Genomic DNA, 15,440 nt, shown 5'->3' on the forward strand with positions numbered 1-15,440 from the left:
GTCGGCTTAACTTAACCTCTCTTCCGGCGATAGGCGGGGGGCTGCCGCTGTGTTGCCTGCTCCTGCATCGGCATCACGGTGACGGCGAATTCTTTCATCACCCGGCGGTAAACGTCGCGTTTGAACGACACCACCTGGCGTACCGGATACCAAAAACTCACCCAGCGCCAGCCGTCAAACTCCGGCGTGCTGCTGCGTTGCATATTGATATCCGCGTCATTGCACATTAGCTGCAACAAAAACCATTTCTGCTTTTGGCCGATACATACCGGCTTTGTGTCCCAACGCACCAAACGTTTTGGCAATTTATAGCGCAACCAGTTGCGGGTTGAGGCCAGGATGCGCACATCCTTTTTGCTCAGCCCCACTTCTTCGAACAGCTCACGGTACATTGCCTGTTCTGCGGTTTCGCCAGGGTTAATCCCACCTTGGGGAAACTGCCAGGAGTGTTGACCGTAACGGCGAGCCCAAAGGACCTGCCCCTGACGATTACAGATTACGATACCAACATTCGGGCGGTAGCCATCATCATCGATCACCGGACTACCTCGATAAGCTTAATTTCGCATAGATGTACTGATTGTTTCACACAAGCTACAGGCGGTAAACCACTGCTTTGCAGCGCCGTAAACCGGATAACATTGGGATAACTCACAGATAATGGCAAAGTTATAAACATGTGAGGCGATTTTACGGCGGTTTTATTCACTTTTTCTGTGGATAGGTGTGTGAAGAACTCAAGGGATAAGCTGGTACAACTCTGACGAGCCTAAAAACACCATTAAAACCAGTTCAATATTAATTCAATAAAAACAACATGATAAATTATTATCAACAGGTATAAACAGGACAGAAATGTGATCTGTGCACGGTTAGGATCTTACCCTGGCGAAAGATCCACCAACGTCGTTTTTATCCACAGATTATCCGTATGAGTTACGCACAAAACGGACAATTTCGCAAAAAAATGCCCGAGTCAAGGCTGTAAATCGAACCAGTGATCGGGAAAAATTTGGGTTATCCCATAAATCTGTGGATAAATAGGTGTAAGATCCTGTTTATTGTCGGTGGCTTCAGGTGCACAAGCGCCGGACGAAATTTGTTTCCTGCGCGACGGAAGAAAAAAAGTCATGAAAAATCATGCTTCTATTAGTCTATTCCCGCGTCTTGCCCAGCCGATGTTCGCTGTGCACAAATGCAGTACATTTTTCAACCAAATCTGACGGGCTTGTATTATGGCGTTTTTATCCCCTCTTCCCCTTCCGCCGGAAAACGAACAGCAGCTGTTTGAACGAGCACAGCAGCTTGCCGGCTTTACCCTGGGTGAACTGGCCGCGCGCGCGCAGTTGCCGATCCCCAAGGATCTGAAACGCGATAAAGGCTGGGTGGGCATGCTGCTGGAGCTGTACCTCGGCGCCATGGCGGGCAGCAAACCGGAGCAGGATTTTCCCGAACTGGGCATTGAGTTGAAAACCATCCCGATTGACGCTGCCGGCAAGCCGCTGGAGACCACCTTCGTCTGCGTAGCACCGCTTACCGGCAACAGCGGCGTTACCTGGGCCAGCAGCCATGTGCGCCATAAGCTGGCGCGGGTATTGTGGATACCGGTAGAAGGCGAGCGACAAATCCCGCTGGCGCAGCGGCACATAGGATCACCGCTGCTGTGGAGCCCGAGCGCCGCTGAAGAAGAGATGCTGCGCCGAGATTGGGAGGAACTGATGGACCTGATCGTGCTCGGCCACGTGGAGCGGATCACCGCTCGTCACGGAGAGGTACTGCAACTGCGGCCCAAGGCGGCCAACAGCAAGGCGCTGACCGAGGCCATCGGCGAACAGGGCCAGCCTATCCTCACGCTGCCGCGCGGTTTTTATCTGAAAAAAAGCTTCACCGGCGCGTTATTGGCAAGACATTTCTTAATATGATCCTCTTTGTTTAAGCCATGTTTAGCTAACAGTGTCGCCGTACCAATAAACGCGTATAATTCAGCCTTTGCTTTTTATTAAGGTGTGGCTTGGCAATGTTCGATTGGATTATGGATCCCAATGCCTGGTTAGCGTTAGGTACGCTGACCATTCTTGAGATCATTCTGGGTATTGATAATATTATTTTCCTGTCTCTGGTGGTGGCCAAACTGCCGAAGGCGCAGCAGAACAAGGCTCGCCGTATCGGTCTGGCCGGCGCTATGCTGATGCGTCTGGGGCTACTGGCGTCTATCGCCTGGGTGATTCGCCTGACCCACCCGCTGTTTACGGTGATGGACCACAGCATCTCGGCGCGCGATCTGATCCTGCTGCTCGGCGGACTGTTCCTGATCTGGAAAGCCAGTAAAGAGATCCACGAAACTATCGAAGGGTCCGATGAAGAGCACCACACCAAAGTGAACGGCTTCTTCGGCGCCATCGTGCAGATTATGTTACTGGATATCATCTTCAGCCTGGACTCGGTGATTACGGCGGTAGGCCTGTCCGATCACCTGTTTATTATGATGGCGGCGGTGGTGATTGCGGTTGGGGTCATGATGTTTGCCGCCCGGCCGATCGGCGAGTTCGTTAACCGCCATCCTTCGGTGAAAATGCTGGCGCTGGCGTTCCTGATCCTGGTGGGCTTCACCCTGATGCTGGAAAGCTTCCAGGTACATATTCCGAAAGGTTACATCTATTTTGCGATGTTCTTCTCGATGTCCGTCGAAGCGCTCAACCTGATGCGCGGCAAGAAAAACCAGGCCCCAGAGTAACCTCTACGGGAGCGTGCGAAAGCCGCTCCCGTTCGTATTTTTATCCTTTCTTCAACTCTTACGCATACTTTCTCTTACCAAGATAAGGACTTATCCGAAACACGAGGTATCCAGAGTTTGCTAATCTTGGAAGAAGGCTCTTTTCTGCATACATAATTGAGGATCGGCAGGATGAAAAAGTGGGTAATGGCAGTTTCTGCGTTGGTGATCGCCGCCGGGCTGACGGGCTGCTCCAGCGATTACGTGATGGCGACCAAAGACGGCAATATGATCCTGACTCAGGGCAAACCCGAGATCGACCAGGATACCGGCCTGATCAGCTATAAAGATGAAAAAGGCAATAACCGCCAAATCAACGGCGATCAGGTTTCACAGGTCATCGAACGTTAATCCCTCTGCTGTAATAGCCTATGGCTTTCAAGTTACAGCCAGGCGTCTAATAACTGCGTTTAATACCGCTACACCCCAAGCCTGAGACGGGTGGGGAGCATGCAGTTTAGCCGACCGTTGAGCGCATGGACGCGCGATACGAGCCTCCATGGATGGATTCACGGCCTGTCGGCGCTCTGCATGCTCCTCACCTGTAGCACTATCAGGCTCAGCTATTTAGATGTAGCTTGAAAGACGACGGGTATATCGCCTCCTCTCTTGCGCGATAGCCTTCTCCGCACGGAATCCACTTCCCCCATCTTCACGGCTTGGTTATAGTCGAGAAAGGCGATATCACCGTCTCGCAGGTGATGAGACTCCTGTTTCATCGGGTGTAAAGCCCGTAAGCGCTAACTTGAAAGGAAGACCGTTAATGCAATACCACCGTATTCCCCACAGTTCTTTAGAAGTGAGCGTGCTGGGACTGGGCACCATGACCTTTGGCGAACAGAACAGTGAAGCCGATGCCCATGCGCAACTCGACTATGCATTAGCCGCTGGCGTCAACCTGATCGATACCGCAGAAATGTATCCGGTACCGCCCCGCCCTGAAAACCAGGGGCTGACCGAACAGTACATTGGCAGTTGGATCAAGGCGCGTGGCAACCGTGAGAAAATAGTGCTGGCCAGCAAGATCGCCGGGCCGGTACGCGGTACCGACAGCAGTATCCGCCCGCAACAGGCGCTGGACCGAAAAAATATCCGCGCCGCGCTGGACGCAAGCCTGAAACGGCTGAATACCGATTATCTCGATCTTTATCAGTTGCACTGGCCACAGCGCCAAACCAACTACTTCGGCAAACTCAATTATCAATACACCGACGATAAAGCCACGGTTACCCTGTTGGAAACGCTGGAAGCGCTGACCGAGCAGGTACGCGCCGGTAAAATCCGTTATATCGGGGTATCCAATGAAACGCCGTGGGGCGTAATGCGCTATCTGCAATTGGCCGAAAAACACGAACTGCCGCGCATTGTCTCGATTCAAAACCCCTACAGCCTGCTAAACCGCAGCTTTGAGATCGCTCTGGCAGAGATCAGCCAGCACGAGGGCGTTGAACTGCTGGCCTATTCCAGCCTGGCGTTCGGTACCCTGAGCGGCAAGTATCTTAACGGCGCCAAGCCGGCCGGAGCGCGCAATACGCTGTTCACCCGCTTTAATCGCTATTCTGCGCCGCAAACGCAACTGGCGATTGCCGAATATGTAGCATTAGCCAAAAAACACGGTCTGGATCCTTCGCAGATGGCATTGGCGTTCGTGCGGCAGCAGCCGTTCGTGGCCAGCACCCTGCTGGGCGCCACCACGCTGGAACAGTTGAAAACCAACATCGACAGCTTTGATCTGGTGTTGGATGAAGACGTGTTGCAGGGGTTGGAAGAGATCCATACCCGCTTTACCATTCCCGCGCCATGAATAACTCGGGGCGCAGTTTGTTGCGCCCCGATCTCTGTCCGTTGCGGTTATTTCGCGCCGCGCTGTGAAAACCACAGCGCGGTAATCGCCAGCGCAAACACCACGCCAAAACCAATCCCCACACCGACCACCGGCACGCTCACTTTCACCGCCAGAGAGTACAGACCCAGCATGAGCAACATGGCGGTATTCTCCCCCAGGTTTTGTACCGCAATCGCATTGCCGGCACCTACCGAACGTTTTCCTCGTTCCTGCAACAACGCGTTCAACGGCACCACAAAGAAGCCCCCCAGCACGCCTATCGTCAGCAGCAACGCATAAGCATTAAACAGGGTGGTTTGCAGCGCAAAGATTGCGACCGCCACACCAATCAGGATCCCGGCCGGCATACAACGTTTCACCGTTTCCAGCGTAACAAAGCGCGCAGCCGCCCCGGCACCAATCACAATCCCTACCGCCACCATGGCATTCAGCAGCGTCGGCGTGGCGTTATCGGCGATGCCAAGCGCCACCGGCACCCACAGCACCAACAGAAAACGCAGCGTCACACCGGCGCCCCAGAACAGGCTGGTGCCAATCAATGAAAAGCGTGTCTGACCGTCACGCCACAGCACAACACATGCGTTGAAGAAGGCGCGGGTCATCGCGCGCGGCGTCCAGGAAGCCGCCGGGTGCGCCGCCGGCAGGCGTGGAATGTACAGGTTGGCGACCACCGCCGCCGCATATACCAGCGCGCAGACCGCCAACGCCGCCACAATGTGCCAGTCGGCCAGCACGCCACCGGCAACCGAGCCAATCAGGATCGCGGCAATGGTGGAGGCCTCCATCAGGCCATTGGCCTTGACCAGCTTTTCGCCGTGCGTGATTTCACCCAAAATGCCGTACTTGGCCGGGGAATAAGCGGCGGCACCCACGCCCACCAAGGTATAACCGAGGAAGGGATTAAGCCCAAAACAGATGACCAGCGCACCGGCCAGCTTCAGACCATTCGCCACCATCATCACCCGTCCCTTGGCGAAACTGTCGGCGACCTGGCCGACAAAGGGCGCCAGAATGATATAGGTGGCGACAAACGCCATCTGCAAAATCGGTTGGCTCCAGTCGGGATATAGCTGCTGCTTGATCAGCGCCAGCGTGGCAAACAGCAAAGCATTGTCGCCGAAGGCGGACAAAAACTGCGCGCAAATCACGGCAATCATGCTGCGCGAGAGCAAAGGTGAGTCGGTATTCAACGACGGGTTCATCGGGCATTCTCCGGCTGTTCGGCCATTTTACGCAAGGTTACAAAGTCCGGTTTACCACTGCCGAGCACCGGCAAGGTTTTAAGCAGACGAATATCACGCGGCACCGCCAGTTCGGGGCTTCCCAACTCACGCGCAGCACGCAGCAAGGCTTCGCGGGTGATGCCGGCGTCGGTGGTAAACATCACCAGCGCTTCCCCCTTGCTGCTGTCGCTTTTCACCGTGGCGGCATGCTGCCCTTCCGGTGCCACGCGCTGCGCCAGCAGCTCCACGCTCTCCAGCGAGACCATTTCACCGGCCAGTTTGGCAAAGCGTTTCACCCGGCCGCGAATGACGCAATAACCCTGCTCGTCCAACGTGACGATATCGCCGGTGTCGTACCAACCCGGTTGCAGATTGCCATTTTCATCTTCCGCCGCCGGCGGTTCCAGTTCTCCCGGGCGTTCCACCCGCAGATAACCTTTCATGATATTCGGGCCTCTCAACTGCAGGCGGCCACCGTTATCAATGCCCGGCACCTTCATCAGACGCGCCTCCATCTTCGGCATAATGCGGCCCACGGTGCCGACCTTCGTCGCCAGCGGAACGTTGATCGACACCACCGGCGCACATTCGGTTACGCCATAGCCTTCCAGAATGCGGATGCCGTATTTGTCCTGATAAATCTGTTTGGTGCTGTCCGCCAGTTTTTCCGCGCCGGCCACCACGTAACGCAAGCGGGCAAAATCATACGGATGGGCGAAGCGCGCGTAGTTATTGAGGAAGGTGGCGGTGCCAAACAACACGGTACAGTTGCGGTCATACACCAGTTCGGGTACCACGCGGTAATGCAACGGGCTGGGATAAAGAAAAATGCGGCTGCCGGTCATCAGCGGGGTCAGCAGCCCAACCGTCAGGCCGAACGAATGGAACAGAGGCAGCGATGACATAAAACGGTCACACGGGGTGAAATCGGCGATGGTGCGGATCTGTTCAACGTTGGCCAACAGGCTGGCGTGGGAGTGCACCACGCCTTTTGGGTTACCTTCCGAACCCGAGGTAAACAGAATCAACGCGGCATCATCCGGCTGTTGCGGCAGCATGGCGTGCGCCGGCTGGAACAGGTGACGCAGGATCCACAGCTTGTCCGCCAGGGCCAGGGTATCTTTCAGATCCTCCAGATACACCCAGTTGGCCTCCGGTACCTGCTCCGGCAAGTGGGTCAGCTTGCCCTTTTCCAGGAACTGGCGCGAAGTGACGATGGTTTTGATGGTCGCTGCGGTCATCGCGCTTTTCAAACCGTTGGAACCGGCGGTGTAGTTGAGCATCGCCGGAATACGATTACGCAGAGAGGCGCCGAAAATCGCCGCCACGGTGATGGTGGCGTTCGGCAACAACATGCCGACATGTTCACCCTCGGCAGTAAAGCGCTGCAGGATACGGCTGACGCCCAGCGCTTTTTTGATAAGCTGCTGGTAGCTGTCTTCCTTGAAGGCGATGTCTTCGATGCAGGGTTTGTTGCGACCATAGCGGTGCTGAGCCGCCAGCAGGGCGCGGAACAGGGTTTGCGGCTCGCGAGTGTCCATCCGCGCCTTCATCATAATCTGCATCAGCCGGTCACCGGCCAATGCACGACGATCGCGGGCGCGCGGCGCTTCCGGCATCGGCAGCGACGTCGGCGGTAAAATACGGATGCTGATCTGCGGGAACCAGCGGATCTTGAACACGCCGGCCATGCGGCCAAAGGGGCTGAACTCGGCGCCGTCCAGTCGCACCGGCACCAGGGTCGCACCCGATTTAGCGGCGATAAACGCGGCGCCGTCATAGACTTTCATCAGCGAACCGGTAACGGTGATACGCCCTTCAGGGAACACCACGATCGGCCGGCCCTGTTCGACCATCCGCACCAGCTGTTTGATCGCCATCGGTTTGGTCGGGTCGAGATAGACCAGATCGATATAGGGTTTCAACCAACGCATAAACCAGCGATCGCCGATGCTGGCATAGACCGCAAACACCGGTTTAATCGGTAAAAACAGCGCCAGCAAAATGCCGTCGAGGAAGGAGATATGATTGGGCGTAATCAATAGCTTAGTCTGTTCGAAGTGCCGGGCATCACCCTCAACGCGAATTCGATACAGCAGGCGGAACAGCGTGCGCAGCACGGAAAGGATCATGCCCTTCTCCCTTTAGCCAAAATGAGCGTAAACAGTTGTAGGGAAAAGAATACTATACGGCAGGCAAAAAAAAACCTACGCATCCGCGTAGGTTGGTGCAATTGAAAATGGCTTCAACATACAGAGTATGCTGATTTCTCACCAATCAATACCTCTGGGATCACCTACTCTAGAGAGATGCCGATCAAGAAACTACCGACGAATCGCAAGAGTTCTGCTCTAAATGCAACCAGCTGTAAATTTCCCGCATTTTATGGAAATAACTCAATGAAACTTAAATAATCCTGGGGTAGGAAGGAGACAAAATCGAATCCTGCGCAGGCGGGCTGGGAGGGCGTCAGGCAAAAAAAAACCTACGCATCTGCGTAGGTTGGTGCAATTAATATGGGTTCAACACACGAGTTGTTGAAACTCACCAATCAATACCTCTGGGACATTCAATTTACCCCGTTGCGTCGAAAACCAGCCAGCGGGCAATCGCAACATTAGGGCGCAAAGTGTAACCAGCGGTGTATACCCATCGCCTTTCAAGCTTCAGCGTTGTTGGCTGCACTCTTGTTAGGGTCACGGGCAGATATACGCGCCCGATTAACGTGGGCGCAGCATGCCGCGCGCCCTCCCCTGGCTGGAGATGAACAGCCCCGTCGCCTGGCGGCAATTCGGGATCCATAAGACGTAGATGTTTACCGTGCGCTTACCTCAACCAGGCAGCTCATGGCATTCGGCCCCTGAGTCAACGGCGAGGTGCCGATATCCAGCGTTAAAACGTTCGGGTTGCCGGACTGCTCCACCGCCAGGCGCTGCGCGCCAAAACCTGGGTCGAACCAGGCTCCGGTGGCCATCAGCACCACGCCGCGAGTGACGCCATCAGTGATGGCAACGCCCGCCAGGCAACTGCCGCGCGCATTGCTGACCTGCACCTCGGCCCCCTCGGCAATACCACGCGTTGCCGCATCCTCCGGGTGCATATACAGCGTCTCTCGGCCCGCCGTTTTATTGCCCTGCGCCAACGGCGCCGGATCCATCTGGCTGTGCAGACGGTCACCCGGCTGGATGGAAATCAGGTGTAGCGGCCACTCTTTGGCCTGCGGCGCGCCCAACCATTCAACCGGCGGTTGCCACTGCGGATGCGGAGCAAAATCCGCATAACGGTAACCGGCGATTTTCTCGCTGAACAACTCAATTTTGCCGCTTGGGGTTTGCAATGGATTGGCCTGCGGATCGGCACGGAAACCGTCGAAGAACACAAACTCCTTCGCCGGTGCCGGCAGCTCTACGTGGCCTTTACGCCAGAAATCCGCGAACTCCGGCCACTCGACGCCAGTACCCGCCTGCGCCTGCCCGCACTGCTGATAGATGGATTCGATCCATGCCCGTTCGCCACGGTTTTCGGTGAATTGTTCACGGTAACCGAGCCGCTCCGCCAGATCGGCGAAAATATCAAAGTCATTGCGCGCCTGATGCTGCGGCGCTATCGCCTGATGCATCGCCAGCACATAGCGATCGCGCGATGAGCCACCGATATCGTTGCGCTCCAGCGAGGTAGTGACTGGCAGCACGATGTCCGCCATCTTCGCCGCCGGCGTCCACCAGATATCCTGCACAATCACCGTATCCGGTTTTTGCCACCCTTCCACCAACCGGTTCAGCTGTTGATGGTGATGGAACGGGTTGCCGCCAGCCCAGTGAACCAGATGAATATCCGGATAATGCAGCGTTTCCCCACGGAACGAGTAAGGTTCGCCGGGTTGCAGCAACATGTCGCAGATGCGCGCTACCGGGATCGCCAGCCCGCAAGGATTGTTACCCACCGGCATCATTGGCCCCGGCGTATCCACCCGCGGGTTGCCGACGCCGTTCATTGAGCCGTGCCCAAACGAGAATCCGCCGCCCGGCAGGCCGACCTGGCCGAGCATCGCCGACAGGGCGATCATCATCCAATACGGCTGTTCGCCGCGATGGGCGCGCTGAACCGAGTAGGAACAGGTAATAAAGCTGCGTACGCCGATCAATTGCTGCGCCAGCAGGCTGATGCGCGCCGCCGGAATACCGGTGATAGCACTGGCCCATTCCGGCGTTTTCGCCACGCCGTCGTCCGTGCCGCGCAGATAATCCGCCAACTGGTCGTAACCCACACAATGGCTATAGAGGAAAGCCTCATCCTGCGCGCCCCGGCGCTGAATTTCATACGCCAGCGCCAGCATCAACGCCACGTCGGTGTTGGGGCGGATCGGGATCCATTCGGCATTCACAAACGCCGGGCAGTCATCGCGCATCGGGCTGATGTTGATCACCGGGGTGCCTTTCTGCGCCAGCTTCTGCAGCCAGGGTTTGAGCGTATGCTCCGCTGCGCCGCCGGAGGATACCTGGGCATTTTTCAACGCCAGCCCACCGAAGGCGACAAACAGTTCGCAGTGTTCGACCACGCTCGGCCAACTGGTCACGCGCCCGGTCAGCGGGGTAAAGGTGCCGATCACGTACGGCAGGAAAAACTGCGCCGCGCCCCAGCTGTAATTGCCCAGTTGGTCAACGCCACCGCCGCCGCTGAAATAAAAACGCCGCACCAGCGAGCGCGCGTGATGCAGGCGCCCGGCGGATGACCAGCCATAAGAGCCGGTAAACAGGCCTGAAGGGCCGTAACGATCGCGCACGCGGCGGTTTTCTTCCGCAACCAGATCAAGGGCGAGATCCCAGTCCACTTCCACAAAATCTTCCCGGCCACGCAGCGTACGGTCGCTACCTTCGCGTTTCTGCAACCAGGAACGGCGCACCGCCGGCTTGCGGATACGCTTGTCGGAATAGACCATTGGCGCGATGGAATCGAGCAGTGGGGAAGGATCCGGATCGTCGGCGAAAGGCTCACAGCGGATAAGCCTGCCGTCTTCAACCACGGCGGTATACGCCCCCCAGTGTGCGAGTTGCGGGTAACGTTTAATGGACATGAGGTTCTCGGGCAATCAATAGATGCACAAAAGTAACATCAGCCGACGCGCGGTTTCAAAGCACAAATTGCTCTATCACTGTACCCTGCGGCCCTAAGCGCACATTAAATCGCTCATATCTGCAACGGCCGCCACAAGTTGCGATCACCACCGCTTGCAGCCCCGGGCTTTTTCCGCAAAACTGGGGAATGTAAGCGATTACCCAGGATGTATTACAGATATGGCTACGATAAAGGATGTTGCCAGGCTGGCGGGTGTTTCCGTGGCCACGGTGTCTCGCGTGATAAACAATTCCCCGAAAGCCAGCGGAACTTCGCGCACTGCGGTGCTGGCGGCGATGGAACAACTGCAGTACCACCCTAACGCCAACGCCCGCGCGCTGGCGCAGCAATCGACCGAAACGCTTGGGCTTATCGTGTCCGACGTTTCCGACCCCTTCTTTGGTGCCATGGTCAAGGCAGTGGAACAGGTGGCCTACGCCACCCACAACTTCCTGCTGATTGGCAACGGTTACCACGAGGCTGAAAAAGAGCGTCAGGCGATTGAACAGCTGGTACGGCACCGCTGTGCCGCGCTGGTGGTTCACGCCAAAAAACTGACCGATAACGAACTGAGCGGCTGGATGCAGCAGATACCGGGCATGGTGCTGATAAACCGCACGCTGCCGGGCTTCGAGGCACGCTGCGTGGCGCTGGACGACCGTTATGGTGCCTGGTTGGCCACCCGCCATTTGATCCAGCAGGGGCATCAGCGCATTGCCATCGTCTGCTCCACCCACCAGATTTCCGACGCAGCGGACCGGTTGCAAGGCTATCTCGACGCGTTGCAGGAGCATGGCATTGCGGTGGATGAAAAACTGATAGCCTACGGTGAGCCGGACGAAATTGGCGGTGAACAGGCGATGACCGAGTTGCTCGGGCGCGGCAAGCACTTCACCGCAGTGACCTGTTATAACGACTCAATGGCCGCCGGCGCGCTCTCGGTGTTGAGCGACAACAGTGTGGACGTACCGGCCCAAATGTCATTGATCGGTTTTGATGACGTGCTGATTTCACGCTACCTGCGGCCACGCCTGACGACCATCCGCTATCCGGTGGTCGCCATGGCGACCCAGGCTGCCGAACTGGCGCTGGCGCTGGCCAACAACCAGCCTCTGCCGGAGATCACCAACATGTTCAGCCCGACGCTGGTACGGCGCCATTCGGTCGCCAGCATCAATAACGTTTACGAGCAGAATTAAACCAGTGCCCGGTGGTACAATCGCACCGGGCGGTCAGGGTAATCCAGCGCGTCGCCAATATAATGCCAGCCGTGGCGTTCGTAATAGCCGTTGAAATCGCTGTACAGATAGAGTTCACTGAAGCCGGCGCGCCGGCTGTAGTCCTGCACGTGTCGTTGCAACCTCAGGCCAAGACCGCTGCCGCGCTGGCTTTCATCCACGTACAGCGCCGCCAGCCAGGGGGTCAGATCCTGGCGACTGATCAGATCACAGCGCCACAGACCGACGGTGCCCACCAGCTTCTCCCCCTGCAACGCGATAAAGGTGATCGGTAAATCCGCTCCCCGCAGGCCGCTTTCTACCACGCTGGCGAAAAATGCCCGGCTGTTTTCGTTGCCGAACGCCCGCCATTGCCAGTCGACCACCTGTTGCAGATGCTGCGGGTAATCCGCCAAAGGCACAATGTTAATCATATTCCGCTTCCTCTCGTTGCCCGAGAGCAGTCTAGTGCCGTTCCGTCACCGCGTAAACCCGATGGCAAAAAGCCCCGCGGCCAAGGGCTAACCCTATGCTAAACTGAGCGTTATTTGCCGCAGCGGATGTTGAAAAGGGGTTAGCCACTGATGATCACCATGTTGGATGTTTCCCTTCGCGCTGGGGTATCTAAAGCCACGGTTTCACGCGTGTTAAATGGCACCGGCCAGGTGAAAAAAAGCACCCGCGACGCGGTATTCAAAGCGATGGACGAACTGGGTTACCGCCCGAACTTCCTCGCCCAGTCGCTGGCGAACAAAAGCTCCAACAGCATTGGGCTGGTGGTATCCAACTTCGACGGCCCTTATTTCGGGCGTTTGCTGCGCCAGGCCGCCAAGCTTATCGAGGCCAGCGGCAAGCACCTGATAGTCACCGATGGTCACGATACGCCGGAAGATGAACTGCAGGCAGTGCAGTTGTTGGCCGATCGCCGCTGCGACGCGATCATTCTCTATACCCGTTTCATGTCCGAATCGGCGTTAATGGCCCTGCTGGACAGCCTGCCGGTACCGATCATGGTGATCAATCGCGATTTGCCGCAGGCGCGTACGCGCTGTGTTTTCTTCGAACAGCAGCAGGCCGCCTTCCATGCGGTGGATTATCTGATTCGGCAAGGGCACCGCGAGATCGCCTGCATCACCGGCCCTATCGCCACCCCCACTGCCCAGGCGCGGCTGGCGGGTTATCAACAAGCGCTTGAGCATCACAAGATTGCCTTCGACGATGCCCGCGTGGCCTATGGCGACAGCAGCGTGCAAAGCGGCTATCAGGGCAGCCGCAACCTGCTGGCCGGCGATACCGGCTTCAGTGCACTCTTCGCCTGCAACGACGATATGGCCGTCGGTGCGATGAAAGCGTTGCATGAAGCGGGCAAGCGCCTGCCGCAGGACGTCTCGCTATTCGGTTTTGACGACGAACCCAGCGCCGCCTATTTGCAACCCGCGCTATCCACCGTTTACCTGCCGATAGACGTGATGATCGAAGCGGCTATCAGCCAGGCTTTCCGCCTGATCAATGGCGAAAACCTCCCCTCGCTTTCCCCGTTCACCGGCGAACTTCGGCTGCGTGACTCCGTGGCTCCAGGCCCCTACGCCGGTTGAGATTCTTGGGCGCAAAACGCTGTTCACAGCATCTGGCAACCCAGAGGTAACGCATATGGCCAAGCCTTTATCAAATTTGATAGATAAACTCGATCCCACCGTCGTTGCGGCAGCCCGGCAAAAGGCGGAGAAAGAAATTTTTGAATTGCGACTGGCGATGCTGCGGGAAGAACTTGCGGTGTCTCAGGTAGAACTGGCGAAACGGCTTGGCATCAGCCAGCCATCGGTCGCTAATCTGGAAAAGCGCGGTAGCGAAATCAAACTCTCTTCACTGAAACGCTACATTGAAGCCATGGGCGGCAGGCTTTCGTTAGAGGTTGAGCTGCCCAACGGCCAGCATCGGCGGATGACACTCTGAGATGGGCGCAGCGCTGCGCCCGTCGGTATCAGATGAGTTCCAGCGCAATCAACTCTTCAATGGTCTGCCGCCGGCGGATCAGCCGTGGCTCACCCTTCTCGAACAACACTTCCGGCAGCAGCGGACGGCTGTTGTAGTTTGAAGACATCGAAGCGCCATAGGCGCCGGTATCATGGAAAACCAGATAGTCGCCGACCTGCACCGGCGGCAACTCGCGGGTTTCAATGCCGCCACCGGCCTGTTGGGTGAACACGTCGCCGGATTCGCACAGCGGCCCGGCAATCACGGTGTCGCGCAACGGCTGATGCTCGGTATTGCGGCCATCGGCCGGCAGCAGAGAAATATGGTGATAGCTGCCATACATCGCCGGACGCATTAAATCGTTAAAACCGGCGTCCACCAGCACAAAGTGGCGGCTGCCCATGTCTTTCACCGCACGCACTTCGGCGACCAACACCCCGGCTTCCGCCATCAGGAAGCGACCAGGCTCGATCTCCAGGCTCACCGGGTGGCCCAAATGGGCGGCAATGCGCTCGCGTGCACTGTTCCACAGGCCAAAATAGTGTTCGGTATCAATCGCCTCTTCGCCGTATTGATAGGGGATCGACAGCCCGCCGCCGGCAGAAATCGCGCTGATATCATGACCCAGATCGATCACCTGCTGCACCATAGCGTCACACACGCGCTCCAGATGCTGGTAATCCACGCCCGAACCGATATGCATATGCACACCGATCAGCTTGAGGCCGTATTGCTGAATTTTTACCACCGCCTGCGGCAAATCGGCATACCAAATCCCGTGCTTGCTGTTCTCGCCGCCGGTATTGGTTTTCTGGCTATGGCCGTGGCCAAAGCCCGGGTTGATACGCAACCACACCGGATGACCAACGGAAACCTGGCCCAGTTGATCCAGCATATCGATCGAGCCGACGTTCACCGGGATTTTCAATTCGCTGACGCGCGCCAGCGTCGCGTGGTCCAGCACATCGGCGGTAAACACGATGTCGCTTGGCTCACCGCCCGGCTGAAAACCGGCCTGCAACGCACGCTCAATCTCGCCCAGCGAGACAGAATCCACCTTGACGCCCTGTTCGCGCATCAGGCGCAGAATATGAATATTCGAGCAGGCCTTTTGGGCAAAACGGATCACGTCAAAATGGCGCAACTGGCTGATGCGCTCGCTGATGATAGCGGCATCATAGGCCCATACCGGGCAACCAAAACGCTGAGGCAAGGCCAGCAGGTTAGCGGCATTGAGGGCAGTAGTCGTGTCGTGCAAAGCGCGTGGCATGGTGATGTTCCCGGATCAAAAA

13 protein-coding genes are annotated in these 15,440 nt (G+C 57.0%); 7 read left to right on the forward strand and 6 right to left on the reverse strand.

Annotated elements, in window-relative coordinates:
• Nucleotides 1-11: 11 nt before the first annotated feature.
• Nucleotides 12-539 (reverse strand): RNA pyrophosphohydrolase, encoded by a 528-nt coding sequence (gene rppH / locus SERAS12_RS20060; protein ID WP_004952284.1) that lies wholly within the window; start codon nucleotides 537-539, stop codon nucleotides 12-14.
• A gap of 696 nt (nucleotides 540-1,235) precedes the next feature.
• Between rppH and mutH the strand changes: the two genes are divergently transcribed.
• The 4 genes from mutH (at nucleotide 1,236) to SERAS12_RS20080 (ending at nucleotide 4,577) form a co-directional block, all read left to right on the forward strand.
• Complete coding sequence (gene mutH / locus SERAS12_RS20065; RefSeq protein ID WP_013814295.1) at nucleotides 1,236-1,922, forward strand: DNA mismatch repair endonuclease MutH; 687 nt, start codon at nucleotides 1,236-1,238, stop codon at nucleotides 1,920-1,922.
• Between the two features lie 95 nt (nucleotides 1,923-2,017).
• The gene (locus SERAS12_RS20070; RefSeq protein ID WP_013814296.1) at nucleotides 2,018-2,734 is read left to right on the forward strand and encodes a TerC family protein; all 717 of its coding nucleotides are present in this window, start codon (nucleotides 2,018-2,020) and stop codon (nucleotides 2,732-2,734) included.
• 171 nt (nucleotides 2,735-2,905) lie between these two features.
• Nucleotides 2,906-3,124 (forward strand): YgdI/YgdR family lipoprotein, encoded by a 219-nt coding sequence (locus SERAS12_RS20075; RefSeq protein WP_004952287.1) that lies wholly within the window; start codon nucleotides 2,906-2,908, stop codon nucleotides 3,122-3,124.
• A gap of 412 nt (nucleotides 3,125-3,536) precedes the next feature.
• Nucleotides 3,537-4,577 (forward strand): NADP(H)-dependent aldo-keto reductase, encoded by a 1,041-nt coding sequence (locus SERAS12_RS20080; protein ID WP_013814297.1) that lies wholly within the window; start codon nucleotides 3,537-3,539, stop codon nucleotides 4,575-4,577.
• Nucleotides 4,578-4,624: 47 nt separating this feature from the next.
• Here the strand turns inward: SERAS12_RS20080 and lplT are convergent, their stop codons facing one another.
• The 3 genes from lplT to SERAS12_RS20095 all read right to left on the reverse strand — a co-directional run bounded on the left by lplT (nucleotide 4,625) and on the right by SERAS12_RS20095 (nucleotide 10,916).
• Nucleotides 4,625-5,821 carry a lysophospholipid transporter LplT gene (gene lplT / locus SERAS12_RS20085; protein WP_013814298.1) on the reverse strand — a complete coding sequence of 399 codons (1,197 nt, stop codon included), beginning with the start codon at nucleotides 5,819-5,821 and terminating at the stop codon, nucleotides 4,625-4,627.
• Entirely contained in the window at nucleotides 5,818-7,974 is a 2,157-nt protein-coding gene (aas, locus tag SERAS12_RS20090; protein ID WP_013814299.1) for a bifunctional acyl-ACP--phospholipid O-acyltransferase/long-chain-fatty-acid--ACP ligase, read from the reverse strand. The genes lplT and aas overlap by 4 nt, the downstream gene beginning before the upstream one ends.
• Before the next feature lie 683 nt (nucleotides 7,975-8,657).
• Nucleotides 8,658-10,916: a molybdopterin guanine dinucleotide-containing S/N-oxide reductase gene (locus tag SERAS12_RS20095; protein WP_013814300.1), complete on the reverse strand. Its 2,259-nt coding sequence runs from the start codon at nucleotides 10,914-10,916 to the stop codon at nucleotides 8,658-8,660.
• Nucleotides 10,917-11,136: 220 nt separating this feature from the next.
• On the opposite strand from SERAS12_RS20095, the gene galR reads away from it, so the two are divergent.
• Entirely contained in the window at nucleotides 11,137-12,156 is a 1,020-nt protein-coding gene (gene galR / locus SERAS12_RS20100) for an HTH-type transcriptional regulator GalR (protein WP_013814301.1), read from the forward strand.
• On the opposite strand, the gene SERAS12_RS20105 is transcribed toward galR, so the two are convergent.
• Nucleotides 12,153-12,608 (reverse strand): GNAT family N-acetyltransferase, encoded by a 456-nt coding sequence (locus SERAS12_RS20105; protein WP_013814302.1) that lies wholly within the window; start codon nucleotides 12,606-12,608, stop codon nucleotides 12,153-12,155. The genes galR and SERAS12_RS20105 overlap by 4 nt on opposite strands.
• A 150-nt stretch (nucleotides 12,609-12,758) precedes the next feature.
• Between SERAS12_RS20105 and SERAS12_RS20110 the strand changes: the two genes are divergently transcribed.
• A complete protein-coding gene (locus tag SERAS12_RS20110) occupies nucleotides 12,759-13,769 on the forward strand; it encodes a LacI family DNA-binding transcriptional regulator (RefSeq protein WP_013814303.1) in 1,011 nt (336 codons plus the stop codon).
• Between the two features lie 55 nt (nucleotides 13,770-13,824).
• A complete protein-coding gene (locus SERAS12_RS20115; RefSeq protein WP_013814304.1) occupies nucleotides 13,825-14,127 on the forward strand; it encodes a helix-turn-helix domain-containing protein in 303 nt (100 codons plus the stop codon).
• A gap of 28 nt (nucleotides 14,128-14,155) precedes the next feature.
• On the opposite strand, the gene lysA is transcribed toward SERAS12_RS20115, so the two are convergent.
• Nucleotides 14,156-15,418: a diaminopimelate decarboxylase gene (lysA, locus tag SERAS12_RS20120; RefSeq protein WP_013814305.1), complete on the reverse strand. Its 1,263-nt coding sequence runs from the start codon at nucleotides 15,416-15,418 to the stop codon at nucleotides 14,156-14,158.
• Nucleotides 15,419-15,440: the final 22 nt, after the last annotated feature.

It is taken from the genome of Serratia sp. AS12 (assembly GCF_000214195.1).
Classification (GTDB): domain Bacteria; phylum Pseudomonadota; class Gammaproteobacteria; order Enterobacterales; family Enterobacteriaceae; genus Serratia; species Serratia plymuthica.

Excerpts from the sequence above, each read along its gene's own strand:
- mutH (WP_013814295.1), top strand. The coding sequence starts at position 1,236 with ATGGCGTTTTTATCCCCTCTTCCCCTTCCGCCGGAAAACGAACAGCAG.
- SERAS12_RS20070 (WP_013814296.1), top strand. The coding sequence starts at position 2,018 with ATGTTCGATTGGATTATGGATCCCAATGCCTGGTTAGCGTTAGGTACG.
- SERAS12_RS20075 (WP_004952287.1), top strand. The coding sequence starts at position 2,906 with ATGAAAAAGTGGGTAATGGCAGTTTCTGCGTTGGTGATCGCCGCCGGG.
- SERAS12_RS20080 (WP_013814297.1), top strand. The coding sequence starts at position 3,537 with ATGCAATACCACCGTATTCCCCACAGTTCTTTAGAAGTGAGCGTGCTG.
- lplT (WP_013814298.1), bottom strand. The coding sequence starts at position 5,821 with ATGAACCCGTCGTTGAATACCGACTCACCTTTGCTCTCGCGCAGCATG.
- aas (WP_013814299.1), bottom strand. The coding sequence starts at position 7,974 with ATGATCCTTTCCGTGCTGCGCACGCTGTTCCGCCTGCTGTATCGAATT.
- SERAS12_RS20095 (WP_013814300.1), bottom strand. The coding sequence starts at position 10,916 with ATGTCCATTAAACGTTACCCGCAACTCGCACACTGGGGGGCGTATACC.
- galR (WP_013814301.1), top strand. The coding sequence starts at position 11,137 with ATGGCTACGATAAAGGATGTTGCCAGGCTGGCGGGTGTTTCCGTGGCC.
- SERAS12_RS20105 (WP_013814302.1), bottom strand. The coding sequence starts at position 12,608 with ATGATTAACATTGTGCCTTTGGCGGATTACCCGCAGCATCTGCAACAG.
- SERAS12_RS20110 (WP_013814303.1), top strand. The coding sequence starts at position 12,759 with ATGATCACCATGTTGGATGTTTCCCTTCGCGCTGGGGTATCTAAAGCC.
- SERAS12_RS20115 (WP_013814304.1), top strand. The coding sequence starts at position 13,825 with ATGGCCAAGCCTTTATCAAATTTGATAGATAAACTCGATCCCACCGTC.
- lysA (WP_013814305.1), bottom strand. The coding sequence starts at position 15,418 with ATGCCACGCGCTTTGCACGACACGACTACTGCCCTCAATGCCGCTAAC.